Annotated in this window: 13 protein-coding genes and 1 pseudogene; 10 read left to right on the forward strand and 4 right to left on the reverse strand. The window is 40.9% G+C overall.

Going from position 1 to position 12,907, the window contains the following annotated elements:
• The first annotated feature begins 20 nt into the window (after positions 1–20).
• Both V7K84_RS27265 and V7K84_RS27270 read left to right on the forward strand, forming a co-directional pair.
• The gene (locus V7K84_RS27265; protein WP_334842747.1) at positions 21–890 is read left to right on the forward strand and encodes a substrate-binding domain-containing protein; all 870 of its coding nucleotides are present in this window, start codon (positions 21–23) and stop codon (positions 888–890) included.
• Between the two features lie 12 nt (positions 891–902).
• Entirely contained in the window at positions 903–2,888 is a 1,986-nt protein-coding gene (locus V7K84_RS27270) for a sensor histidine kinase (RefSeq protein ID WP_334842748.1), read from the forward strand.
• A 25-nt stretch (positions 2,889–2,913) separates the two neighbouring features.
• On the opposite strand, the pseudogene V7K84_RS27275 reads toward V7K84_RS27270, so the two are convergent.
• From V7K84_RS27275 to glpX, 3 genes and pseudogenes are all read right to left on the reverse strand, one after another.
• A pseudogene (locus V7K84_RS27275) lies at positions 2,914–3,027 on the reverse strand (metalloregulator ArsR/SmtB family transcription factor); the annotation flags it as partial.
• 108 nt (positions 3,028–3,135) lie between these two features.
• Complete coding sequence (locus tag V7K84_RS27280; protein ID WP_334842749.1) at positions 3,136–4,422, reverse strand: glutamyl-tRNA reductase; 1,287 nt, start codon at positions 4,420–4,422, stop codon at positions 3,136–3,138.
• A gap of 232 nt (positions 4,423–4,654) precedes the next feature.
• Positions 4,655–5,692 carry a class II fructose-bisphosphatase gene (gene glpX / locus V7K84_RS27285; protein ID WP_334842751.1) on the reverse strand — a complete coding sequence of 346 codons (1,038 nt, stop codon included), beginning with the start codon at positions 5,690–5,692 and terminating at the stop codon, positions 4,655–4,657.
• Between the two features lie 355 nt (positions 5,693–6,047).
• Between glpX and V7K84_RS27290 the strand changes: the two genes are divergently transcribed.
• The 7 genes from V7K84_RS27290 (at position 6,048) to grxD (ending at position 10,883) form a co-directional block, all read left to right on the forward strand.
• Positions 6,048–6,620 (forward strand): DUF981 family protein, encoded by a 573-nt coding sequence (locus V7K84_RS27290; protein ID WP_334842752.1) that lies wholly within the window; start codon positions 6,048–6,050, stop codon positions 6,618–6,620.
• Positions 6,621–6,668: 48 nt separating this feature from the next.
• A complete protein-coding gene (gene grxC, locus V7K84_RS27295) occupies positions 6,669–6,983 on the forward strand; it encodes a glutaredoxin 3 (protein ID WP_094349514.1) in 315 nt (104 codons plus the stop codon).
• Positions 6,984–7,382: 399 nt separating this feature from the next.
• On the forward strand, positions 7,383–7,868 hold the full coding sequence (gene tadA / locus V7K84_RS27300) for a tRNA adenosine(34) deaminase TadA (protein ID WP_334842754.1): 486 nt from the start codon (positions 7,383–7,385) through the stop codon (positions 7,866–7,868).
• A 113-nt stretch (positions 7,869–7,981) separates the two neighbouring features.
• Positions 7,982–8,737 (forward strand): lysophospholipid acyltransferase family protein, encoded by a 756-nt coding sequence (locus V7K84_RS27305; RefSeq protein WP_334842756.1) that lies wholly within the window; start codon positions 7,982–7,984, stop codon positions 8,735–8,737.
• A gap of 642 nt (positions 8,738–9,379) precedes the next feature.
• A complete protein-coding gene (locus V7K84_RS27310; protein WP_094349511.1) occupies positions 9,380–9,988 on the forward strand; it encodes a hypothetical protein in 609 nt (202 codons plus the stop codon).
• 226 nt (positions 9,989–10,214) lie between these two features.
• Complete coding sequence (locus tag V7K84_RS27315) at positions 10,215–10,472, forward strand: BolA family protein (protein WP_094349510.1); 258 nt, start codon at positions 10,215–10,217, stop codon at positions 10,470–10,472.
• An 87-nt stretch (positions 10,473–10,559) separates the two neighbouring features.
• Positions 10,560–10,883 carry a Grx4 family monothiol glutaredoxin gene (gene grxD / locus V7K84_RS27320; RefSeq protein ID WP_094349509.1) on the forward strand — a complete coding sequence of 108 codons (324 nt, stop codon included), beginning with the start codon at positions 10,560–10,562 and terminating at the stop codon, positions 10,881–10,883.
• Between the two features lie 345 nt (positions 10,884–11,228).
• Here the strand turns inward: grxD and V7K84_RS27325 are convergent, their stop codons facing one another.
• A complete protein-coding gene (locus V7K84_RS27325) occupies positions 11,229–11,477 on the reverse strand; it encodes a DUF6761 family protein (protein WP_099102685.1) in 249 nt (82 codons plus the stop codon).
• A gap of 599 nt (positions 11,478–12,076) precedes the next feature.
• Between V7K84_RS27325 and V7K84_RS27330 the strand changes: the two genes are divergently transcribed.
• Complete coding sequence (locus V7K84_RS27330) at positions 12,077–12,850, forward strand: response regulator transcription factor (protein ID WP_094349507.1); 774 nt, start codon at positions 12,077–12,079, stop codon at positions 12,848–12,850.
• Positions 12,851–12,907: the final 57 nt, after the last annotated feature.

Here is a 12,907-nt window from a genome sequence, read left to right on the forward strand (position 1 = left end):
TGGAATTTAAAGACTCACTTATGAAAAAGATTGCTCAGTCAACGATCGTCGGCATCATCTTCTTTGGTATGTGCGGTTGTAACTCAGTCAAACCGACTGATTTAAAAAATTCTAATCAAGTTACTAACCAAGCTGATTCTCAAGCTCAAAAAATTATCAAAATTGGTGGTTCTAGTTCAACAGTAACTGTTTTAAAACTTTTAGCGCAAGCTTATCAATCTCAAAACAAAACTGTCAAAATTGAGTTTATCTCCAATAGCCAATCTGAAGGTGCGATCGCAGCCCTAAAAAACGATATTATTGATATTGCTGGTAGCAGTCATAAACTCAAACCAGAAGAAGATAACGGGAAAATTAAATATCGTGAACTTGCACAAGATTTGTTAGTTGTCGCCACCAATAAAAGTGTTAAAGGTGTTACTAACTTATCAACCAAGCAATTAAAATCCATTTACAAAGGTGACATAACCAATTGGCGAGAATTAGGCGGTGCTAACGCAGAAATTGTACTCTTGGATAGACCCGAAGACGAGTCAGCAAAAAAGTTATTGCGAAAATATTATTTGGGAGAAGAAAAGACTACAGCTAAAGCCGTGATTTTGAATAAAGAGGGAGAACTAATCGAAACCTTACAAAGTACTCCTAATTCCCTCGGTGCTTTTTCTTTGGCATCTTCCCTCATCAATAAATTGCCTGTTAATCATCTCAGTCTCAATGGTGTTGCTCCCAAAGCACAAAACTTTGCCACTGGTAAATATCAAATGGTGCGTCACATAGGTATTCTCTGGGAAAAAGTACCTTCAGCACCTACTCAGGGTTTTATTGATTTTATCTTTAGCAAAGAAGGTGAAAAACTACTACAGGATAATGGCTTTGTTACTGCCAAATAAATTGAATGTCCCATGCAGAGATTTTTCAGGGGGCTGAGACTCAGCCAAAAAATTGTTCTACCGCTGCTTGCAGTTTGTCTTAGCGTCTTTATGTTGGGCTTAGTCGTGTTAGGACAGTGGTTTACGGATAGTTTGAATCAGAACTTTAGCCAACAAATCGGTACTTTTAGCGAACGAGTTTATCAGGATTTTCAGCATGAACAGCAAACACTAGAAACTGAAATCGAGCTAATTGCTAATCGAGATATGCTGAATCAGGCCGTTAAACAGCGTAATCAAGGGTTGCTTTTGCAGATATTATTACCACTTAAGTCTGTTTTGAAATTGGATTGGATTAAGGTAATCGATACTCAGGGCAATGTCCTCATAGATTTACGGAATAACTCGTTAAGTCAAGCCAAGTTTCTAGACAAAATAGTTACCAGCACTGCTAGTAGAGGAGCGCATTTAGTCGATTTGGTAGATGTAGAAGGCAAGCAACAAGTTCTACAAGTAGTAACAAATGGAATCAAATCATCAGCAGGACTCTTGGGAGGAATCATCATTGGTAACTTAGTAGACGATACTCTACTGCAAAAAATTGCTGCGGGTTCCTCTAAACATCTGGTTGTCCAGAGACAAAATCGTGTAGTTGCGGCAACCTTGTTGGCATCCAAAAGCGGAACTTGGCAATTTCCTCTTCCTGATTTGCCTGCTAGACGAATCACTATTGATAATAAAAACTATTTAGCCAAAAGTATCGTATTTACAGGAGCAAGTCAGTCTTTAACAACTACAGTGCTGTATTCCATATCATTGTTAGAGGTTGCTCAATATAAATTATGGAAACATTTAGGACTGTTGTTTTTGTTGGGAAGCAGTATTTTAGCAATTACTGGGTTTTTAATTTCACGAACAATTACTCGTCCACTCAAAGCTGTCACACAGGTAGCACAACGAGTTACCCAAGAATCTAATTTTGATCTCCAAGCTCCCGTAACAACTGAAGACGAGGTGGGAATCTTAGCTATTGCTTTTAACCAGCTAATTCAACAGGTAAAGCGACTCCTAGCAGAACAATATGAAGCGAATCAAAAGCTAGAAGTTTATAGCCAAACACTAGAAGATAAAATAAAAGAACGAACACAAGCACTGCGACAAAAAAATATTTTCCTCAAGCAAACTTTACAGGAACTCAGGCTTACTCAGTCCCAATTAATTCAGAAAGAAAAAATGTCTTCTTTGGGACAGTTGGTTGCTGGTATTGCTCATGAAATCAACAACCCAGTTAATTTCATCTATGGCAATCTCAAGCACACTGATGATTATACTCAACAGTTATTATGCTTACTTCAACTTTATCAAAAACATTACCCCTACCCAGAACTAGAAATTCAAAATGCTAAAGAAGAAGCTGATATTGAATATTTAACAGAAGATTTGCCTAAAATATTGACTTCCATGAAGATTGGAGCCAGTCGCATCCGGGAAATTGTCCTTAGTTTAAGAATCTTCTCTCGTTTAGATGAAGCCGAGTTTAAAACCGCTGATATCCATGAAGGGATTGAAAGTACCCTGTTAATTTTACAATACCGTCTCAAATCTCAAAGCCATCGACCTCAAATCACAGTGATTAAAGACTATGGTGAAATGCCTAAAATTCAGTGCTTTGCAGGACAATTAAATCAGGTATTTATGAACATCTTGGCAAATGCAATTGATGCTTTAGAAGAGGCTTTTCAAAATGGGATTTGTCCAGAACCAATAATTCGTATTTCTTCAGCCCAGGTGAATGAAAATATCGTTATTCATATTGCTGATAATGGCACAGGGATTCCAGAAGCAATCCAGTCACATCTATTTGACCCCTTTTTCACCACAAAACCTGTTGGCAAAGGTACTGGTATGGGATTATCAATTAGCTACCAGATTATTACTGAAAAACATGGTGGCTCGTTACAGTGCGTTTCATTACCGGGACAGGGCGCAGAGTTTATAATTACCATCCCGATTCGATAGGTGATTTGGGATAATAGTTCTATAAAATTTCTTCGACGCTGCACTCCTGATTCGCCAGGATACCTACAATCTTCAATCGGCTATCATCCGCTAATGCCTTGAAAAAGCGCAGTAATATGTTAAATTGCTCTGGTTGCATAACTAACTTCTAATTAGATAAATATCTAATTAGAAGTATATCTAATTTAAAACCGATTGCCTCAGAACCCCAACTTCTCACCAAAAGTCGGGGTTCTTGTTGTTTAATTTAACTAAACTGTTCCTCTGCATCGAGGTTGAACAGCATTTGCAGAGTTTGCATACAGCGCCGTCTAGCTTCAACATCCTGCTGCGATCGCAATTGCACCATTGGGTCATGTAAAATTTTATTGACAATTCCCCGTGTTAATGCTTCAATCACTTCTTGATGTTTTTCGGCGAATTCTGAACCCAATCTCGACAGAGCTTTTTCTAACTCTTGTTCGCGGATGGTTTCGACTTTATTTCGCAGACAGCTAATAGTGGTAACAGTTTCTAAACTGCGCCACCAAATATCAAAGGCTTCCACTTCTTCCTCTAAAAGTCGCTCGGCTTCTTGTGCAATCTTCCGACGGCTTTCGTAGTTTTGCGCTACTACTGCCTTCAAATCATCCACATTAAACGCCTGCACGTTTTCTAATTCATTTACATCCGCATGAACATTACGCGGCACAGAAATATCAAATAACATTAAAGAACGCTGAACTTCTAACACCATTTCCAATTTGGCACGGTCAAGTATTGGCTCTGTTGCCGAAGTACTTGTAAACACTAGATCGCTATCGGCAATTACGCTCATCATTTCCGATAGCGGATGAATATTGATCGGTTGTTGAGGGAACTGCTTTGTTAATTCTTGGGCGCGATCGCGAGAGCGATTTACAATACTAATTTCTACAGCACCTTTAGAAATTAGGTGTTGCACCAGCAGCCGCGACATTTTACCAGCACCCAGAATTACCACTCGGCAAGCAGCTAAATTTGCCACTTTAATCTGCGCTAATTCCACAGCAGCCGAACTGATAGAGACAGCACCAGTACCAATACTAGTTTCAGTACGAACCCGCTTACCAGCTGTCAGCGCTTGTTTAAATAATCGATTCAAAATGGTTTTTATACCGCTATATTGCTGTCCCAGTTTGTGAGTAGTTTTCACCTGAGCCAGAATTTGACCTTCTCCGAGTACCAGACTATCTAAGCCACCGGCTACCCGCATAACGTGCATCACGGCATCATCATGGAGCAGCATAAATAAGTGTTGTCGCAGAGAAATCACAGGCAATTTACTGTATTCCGCAAGAAACTGCGTTATTTCCCGAATACCTTGGTCTGCTTCACTGGTGACAATGTAAATTTCCAGGCGGTTACAAGTGCTGAGAATTGCAACTTCATCAATATGAGGATAGCTGGCCAGTTGAGCGATCGCACTTTCAATTTGTGGTTCTGGAATGCTCAGTTTTTCCCGGACTTCTACTGGGGCTGTTTTATGGCTTAACCCCACCACTGCTATATTCATTTGCTAAATTGTAGTTACTAGTTGGTAGTTGGCAATCTGGCATTAAGTGAGAATAGGGAATGGGGAATTTTTGTTTATTGGTTGATAGTTTTCCAACCAATCATTAATCACTAACTACTAACTACTAACTACTATAAAGGTAAAGCTTTTTGGCGATGATTTTTCACTTTTATAGAAACATTTCTTTCCAAATGCTTTACCTCTACTTTTACCATTCCCCATTCCCTAAAAATTAGTTCAGTTGGAGAACTTTTGGTTCACCAAACAAGTGAATTGTATCAACAAATCGAGCAGTTTTTGACTGGTTGGAAATTACCAAGCTTTGAGTTCTTGCCCCGTCTTTGAAGAAACGTACACCTTGCATGAGATTACCACTGGTAATGCCGCTAGCCGCGAACAGAATAGTTTTACCAGATGCTAGTTCATGAGCATCATAGACCTTATCGGGGTCATTGATATTCATAGACTTTAAGCGATCGATGTTGGCTTCTCTGCTTTCTCCAATCAGACCTGTTTTTACGACTGCGGGATCGTAAATCAGTTGACCTTGGAAGTGTCCACCCAAAGCACGCATTGCTGCTGCTGAGATTACGCCTTCAGGAGCAGCACCGATACCCATCAGAGCGTGGATATTGGTTCCAGCAAAACCGCAGCTTATAGCTGCACCCACATCACCGTCTGAAATTAGGGCAACTCTCGCTCCAGCCTCACGGATTTCCTTAATTAAATCGTTGTGGCGTTCGCGCTTCATTACTACCACAACAAGTTCTTCAATACCCCGGTCTAAAACCTCAGAGAGAATCTTCAGGTTTTCCGTGGCTGACTTGTTGATATCTACCTTGCCTTTAGCTGCGGGAGGTGCTGCTAACTTCTTCATGTAAAAGTCAGGAGCAGCAAATAATCCACCCTTTTCAGAAATTGCCAAGACAGCCATCGAACCAGGTTGTCCATAAGCTACCAAGTTGGTGCCTTCACAGGGATCAACGGCGATATCAATTTCAATTAATTCATCAGGGTTACAGACACTTTCGGCATTTGGTTGGGTACAGATACCAACTTCTTCCCCGATGTATAGCATAGGCGCGTCGTCACGTTCGCCTTCCCCAATCACAATGCGACCGCGCATGTGGATTTTATTCATCCGCTCCCGCATAGCTTCCACAGCTACCTGGTCAGCGATGTTTTTTTCGCCTTTACCCATCCACTTTGCAGATGCGATTGCGGCTTGCTCTACTACTTCAATAATCTCTAACCCAAGTGTATTTTCCACAGAGTTTGCCCTCTCAGCTGCTTGAATTTGCGTCGTTTCATCTGCCTATTTCAGTTTTCAAGTCTACCAAAGGGCGGATACACGTGGAAGAAAGTTAAGTTTTACTGCTAAATCGTTAGAAAAGTGCCAGTTAACACATCCTAATTTTTTACTCATAACTACTCCAGTATAAAACGTGTTCACACGTAACTAAGTTAAAAACTTGCACAAATCGGTAACAGTGTATATCTAGAACATTGCTTTTCTTTAGTATCTATCTTTAGGTATAAAATAATAAATTAAAAAGCTGGTAGATTCACTAAAAAATAAAGAACGAGGCGTAGAGTAAATAACTTGTCAAATTCAGAGGTTAATCGTGTTTATCGACTACATCACCCTCATGTTAATCAACATGGTAGCTGGGTTATTTCTCCTGGCTGACTATGTGTACCGTGGTATAGATAATTCTAATCAAAGACAGTGGATTCCGGGGTTTGGAATTACGGGTGCGATCGCACTTACAACTGGTTTACACATGAGCTTCACCTGGCCAGTCATGGGTAGCTTTAACATTGCCTTCGGTGAGACGAGTGTCTTATTTGGAATCTTGTTTATTGCAGCGGCGATCGCCCTGGCTCAAAATTGGGATTTGTTGACAATCGCAATTTACGGCTTCTTTGCTGGTGCAGTTGCGATCGTAGTCGGCATCCGTATCATCAACTTGAATTTGACAAAGCAACCGCTTTTATCGGGAATCGGCTTTATTTTAACTGGATTAGGTGGTATTTTTGCAGCACCAACTCTCTATTGGAAAACCAACCGAACTTGGCGCCTAATTGGCGTAGCAGTGCTGATAGTAGCCGCTCTAATTTGGGCATTGACTGGATATTTAGCTTACTGGAATCATTTAGAGGGTTTCCAAAAATGGGTTCCAGCGCCGATGCGGTAAGCAACGATCTAGGCTAAAGATATAGTTAAAACCTTGCTTAAGAAAATTATGCTGGACTTTCTTAATCCCCTCTTAAATCGCCATCCAGAGCGAGTCAAAGCCAACGTCGAACTTTACACATGGCAAACTTGTCCTTACTGCATTCGTGCCAAAATACTGCTGTGGTGGAAAGGTGTAAATTTTACTGAATACAAAATCGACGGCGACGCAGCAGCCAGAGCGAAAATGGCAGAACGCGCCAACGGTCGCCGCACAGTACCACAAATTTTTATCAATAACCAGCATATTGGCGGCTGCGATGACCTATATCAGCTAGACACACAAAGTCAACTCGATCCCCTTTTAGCCCAAGCCGCTATTTAGAAATCAAATTAGCCCCCAACAATTTCCTTGGTGATGCGATGTTGGGCAATTTTTGATTTGTAAATTGCTCAGTAAGCAAGTTTGTAGTAAGGACTTTAGTCCTTACTTTTCTAATACCATTTCTTTGTGAGGTGCGCCAAACCCTTTTAACTTCTTTTTTTACTTTGCGTCCAACTCTTACGAGACGCTGCGCGTAGCTTGCTTCCCCGAAGGGGTATGCGGTTCATTTTGCTTTCTTGTACTTAAACATGGTTTAGCGCATATTCATACAGAATTGGTATAAGCACTAAAGTCCTTACTACAAAACCTAAACCCTCAAAACTAGCTTGACAAAGTGCCAGAAAACTGTAGAGCAAGTTTGCCCATCTTTAGGGCAAGGAATATCGAATTGATAAGAATATGTTAACTAAGTATACGGAATATCTTATACATCAACAATGGATGAGTTATGCCCTAGAATTAGCAAAAACAGCAGGTGATGCAGGTGAAATCCCTGTAGGTGCTGTTATCATTAATTCAACAGGCAAATTGCTAGCACAAGGAGAAAACAGAAAAGAGCGCGACAAAGACCCTACTGCTCATGCGGAAATTCTCGCTATCAAGACAGCCGCAACAACTTTACAAAATTGGCATCTCAATGAATGCACTCTGTATGTAACTCTCGAACCTTGCCCGATGTGTGCAGGTGCGATCGTCCAATCACGACTAGGAACACTGGTATATGGAGTAGACGATACCAAAACTGGCGCAATTCGTACAGTTATTAACATCCCCGATAGTACTGCTTCTAATCACCGTCTCCAAGTAATCGGAGGCATTCTAGAGTCAGCTTGTCGTCAGCAATTACAGACTTGGTTTGCTACTAGGCGGCGTAAGGTAAACTAACGGACAGAGGTAAAACTGTCCATCTACTACGACACAAGTCACACAAGAGAATCTACGGTGTAACTAATCACGCCTTTCGTTAAATTTTTACCCGTCAATCAGCTGCATCCGTCATGATGGAATTTTACTCTTCATCCGATACCTGCCAGCACATCCCAGCAAATCCTCCGGTAGATAGCACTACCTCAAAGGTTTCTCCTTGGTTAAGTCCCCTGGCATATTTATTAGGGCGTCACTGCCTATTACCATTATTCTTTGGACAAATTAGAATAACCGGACAAAAAAATATCCCCACAACTGGGCCTGTGATCCTTGCGCCTACACATCGGGCGCGTTGGGATGCCTTGCTTGTACCCTACGCTACTGCTTCTCTGAGAAAGCAAGACTTGCGATTTATGGTGACTATTGATGAATGCCAAGGTTTGCAAGGCTGGTTTGTTCAACGTTTAGGGGGGTTTCCTGTAAATTCTAAGCATCCGTCAATCCGCACGCTGCGACATGGAGTAGAACTACTTCAGCAGCAAAAAACCCTGGTTATCTTTCCAGAAGGTAACATTTTTCGTGATGGCCAAGTTCACCAATTGAAGCCAGGAATTGCTCGTCTTGCTTTGAGTGCTGAATCTAGTCATTCCGGGCTGGGAGTGAAAATTATACCCATAGGCATTAATTACAGCCAACCTTATCCCAATTGGGGTACAGATGTCAGTATTGACATTGGCTCCCCAATCAGAGTAGCGGATTACATGAATGGCTGTATAAAACAAGAGGCAAAAAACATCACAACTGATTTAGCAAAGGCACTGCAACAATTGAGCCATCAAGAAACAAAAGTTACTAATCACGCATTTGCAGAAATTACTAATTCTTGATACAGTCAAACCTCATAATCATTGACTGTGCATAATTCAGAAACTGCAAAATTCAATATTTGACACTAATTGCTAACTGCTATATTCATCCTGAGTAAGTCACAAAATATTAGTGGTATTTTGCAATCTTTGAGGATGTATACATATATAGATTACCCTCTATTGATGATATATTCAGCCAATTTGGCATTTTTTGAGCCAATAGCTAATTAATTGCCTGCAAACTACCGAATTGCTTGATGATAAATATTTTCACTATTTGGTCAGACAGTTAAATAAAAGTTGGGAAGCGTCGACTGAAGACATCGCTATTCTGAACTAGTTTGGTGCGATGCCTACGCAAATACTTCAAGCAGTGCTTTGGGAAAATTCTCCTGCCAAATATCCCAGTTAACCGGAGATAATTCTTGGGGAGAAAAGTAGGTACTCAGACAGATGGTGACGGACTCCCCCGTAGGTATCGCCGATCGCAGCGATATAAGTTAGTTGGTATACAGGGGTAATGGGAACTCTATTAAACTGGTTTTTAGTCTAAATCAGAGATACTTAGGATGTAACTTTGCTTTGTCCAAGACCAAAACAGAGTTAAGATACCCGAAGTTTCCATAACTCTCTTGTATAGTTGTCGCACTAATTGATCCCATGAACACTGCTGTCGCTGTTACCTTGATGCACCGTACTGTTTTATCAGTTATAGCAGTCCTCAGCCTGCTATCACCTGTGAATGCTCAGGTATCACAGTCACCAGGCACTACCAGCCAACCACAACCCATTGACCCTAACGATCCTAATAACCTCCGCCCCATAACCGAAAGTAACAGCCTTTTGAGCATTGCAGGTGGCGATCGCTTAGTAAAAGATGCAGAACAAGCCGTTTCTGCTCAAAACTACACCTTAGCTGCCAAGAAACTGCAAGAAGCACGTCAAGTTTATAATCAGCTATCTAATTTTTATCAAGAGTTAAATTCTAGCTTTTCGGGAATTGACAACAGAGTTTCTGATTCTCAGCGTCAAAAAGCTCTATTAACAGCCCAAAAGCGAGATGAAGCCACCTTTCAGCTAGCATTGGTACATCGGGCACAAAATCAGCCAGAATTAGCTGTACCGTTGTTAGTTCAAATAATTAAGAGTCAAAACCCGACACGGGATTTAGGCAAGAAAGCCTATAAACAGTTATTTGAGTTGGGTTTTGTTGATTCTCCCTATCCCAGAGAAGGTGGTAATTCATCCTCTTCATCCCCAAAAAAATAAATTAAATTTTTGTTGCTTGTTTTTCCTATCCCCATTTCCCTAATCAGTCGCTTGGGAACGCCCCAGTGCTAGGATAGAGCTATCCCCCGTAACCAAAACCTGAGCGTTCTCAAGCAATACACCTTAGAAGGGTGTGTATCTACAGCCTTGCCAAAGCCTGAAGTTGGCACAGGCATTTGCTCTATATCTGTTAATAATAGAAAAGTAAGTTTTTTCAGGAATTGCGATGATTAGTCCGCAACAGGTTGAGGAAATGATCAAGGCGGGACTGCCAGACGCACAGGTTCAGGTGCAAGACTTGACTGGTGGCGGCGACCACTATCAGGTGACAGTAGTTTCATCGCACTTTGCAGGTAAAGGACTAGTGCAACAGCACCAGTTAGTTTATGGTGCTTTGGGTCAAGCTATGTCAACTGAAGCAATTCATGCCTTGGCGGTGAAAACATACACTCCCGAAGCTTGGCAAGCAACAGCAGCTTCGTAAATAAGAGTCAGAAGTTAGGAGTTATGAATTTTGACTCCTCACTTCTCACTTCTCACTGTTGAATCCAACATAGGAAACATAAATACCATGACACCAGAACTCAAAGACAAAATTGATAGCTTGCTACAAGAAAACAAGATTTTAGTTTTCATGAAGGGAAACAAGTTAATGCCCCAATGTGGTTTCTCCAACAACGTTGTGCAGATTCTCAATACCTTGGGAGTTCCCTTTGAGACGGTTGATGTTCTATCAGACCCTGAAATTCGTCAAGGTATTAAAGAATACTCTAGCTGGCCGACAATTCCCCAAGTATATATCAATGGTGAATTCCTTGGCGGTTCTGATATCTTGATTGAACTGTACCAAAAAGGTGAATTGCAAGAAAAGGTAGAAGTAGCATTAGCTTCGTAATCTCTCTTTACCAAAACTAAAGAGTAGCTTGCTGAATTTGCACTTCGCAATCAAGGCAATATACCGTTTTTTATATCCTTGAAAGGAGAGATACTATTTATTTCCCCTTTCAAGGGTTTTTTAATCGGTTTCTGACAAAAATACTCTTTGTTGGACTTGATTTTATTGCTAGACAACAATCCCCTCAGTCTAATTGGCAAAACCAATATAGGGCTGAGGGGATGCGTTTAATCAATACAATATCTCCAAAATTCACACCACGACAACCCGTTGACCAATACAGATAATATGCTATAATCATCTGCGGTAATTAACGGTTACTATCAATGACCAGGCAAATGGTAATTAGTAGTAATCTGGCTGTGGCTGTGGTTGCGGCACTGCAAAGTTTGAACCATCGTACAAGAAGCGGCTGGCTTCCTCTTCTAGGCGATGAATCAGAAAAGGTTCAATGACGTTGCTATGTCGCAGTGCGGCTAGATATCCATCCAAATACATCCGCATATCATCCGTGCGATAACCGCGATTCCATAACTCGATGAAGGCATCGGTGAGTCTTTGGTAATAGCGGATGGTTTGTGTGTCTTGGAGCATAACTGCTGTATTAATCTCTTTGGAATGAGAATTGTAAATGATTCACGCTAAAAAGTGAAGTGTAATTTCACTTTGGCATAAACTCAAAGTCAACACATCTACTTTGGGTATTACCCTCATAGCAGCTACAAGCTACTTTCATCTTATTCCAGAAAACATCAATTCTAGTTAGCTGCTAAGTTATTTTTTTGATTTTCACAATCACAGCCCAATTATATTGATGTTATATTCCTGGATGGGAGTACTAAATTTTTGAAATTTTTGCGAAAAAATCCACTTTTGCCATCAGGTTTAATCAGGTTGAAAAGCTGTTATTGTTGTTAGCTGGTTGGGTTATAGATATTTGCCACATTACACCCATCTCAAAGCAAAATGTTAAGTTAAAAGAACTTTTCATAAGTCTAACAACACTTTAGATAAATTTAATAAAAATTTAATAATATTTCTAATCGCCTATCAGCAAGGCATAAATTAAAGATATTGCCACTTATTTTATTAGGAAATGTAAAGTTAATCGCAATTGAAGTAACAAAGGCTACAAAACCTTAGAGATGGGCTTGTTACTTTGAAAGTCATCGACGCTAAGGGGTCTTGCCACCGTGGGTTCGGTTTGTATAGAAATCATTGAGGGGAATCCCCATCTGAGGTCGTTGTTGGGTTGGCACTTGCAACAACTAGAATACCGCGTGCATCAAGCTGCCAGTATTTATCAAGCAAGGGAAGTATTTTTAAGCCATCAACCAACACTGGTAGTTTTGGATGCAGACCTGCCTGATGGTGATGGCATTGAGTTTTGTCGTTGGTTGCATCGTCAGCAGCAGCCTCTAATCTTAATGCTATCTGCCCGTAATAGTGAAGCTGATATAGTCGCAGGTTTAAAGGCGGGTGCAGATGATTACTTGAGCAAACCTTTTGGGATGCAAGAGTTTTTGGCACGGGTAGAGGCACTGATTCGCCGGAAGCGCACACCTACTGCACCAGCTTATTTGGATTATGGCACTTTGCAAATCGATTTAGTTCAGCGTCGTGTCCGCTTTCAAGGGGAGTTTATTGACTTAACGCCCCAAGAATTTAGTTTGCTGTATGTTTTAGCACAAGCTGGGGGAGTACCTCTAAGTAGATCGGAATTATTGCGTCGTGCTTGGCCGGATGCTATTGATAACCCTCGTACCATTGATACTCACGTTTTATCGCTGCGGAAAAAGGTTGAACTCGATCCTCGGCAACCCAATTTGATTCAAACTATCCGCAATGTTGGATACCGTTTTAACATGGAAATTTTGAATACCAATATTTCACAGTCACAAACAACAAAGTTAGCTAGAGAGAGATTTAATAATCAACGTTCAACACTTACTAGTAGCCAAGTGTGAATGGCGCACTGAGCATTAGGGTGAGGAGGAGTAAGAAAACGATTCCTGATTCCTATC

Origin of the sequence: Nostoc sp., assembly GCF_036917315.1 — a bacterium.
Lineage (GTDB): Bacteria > Cyanobacteriota > Cyanobacteriia > Cyanobacteriales > Nostocaceae > Nostoc.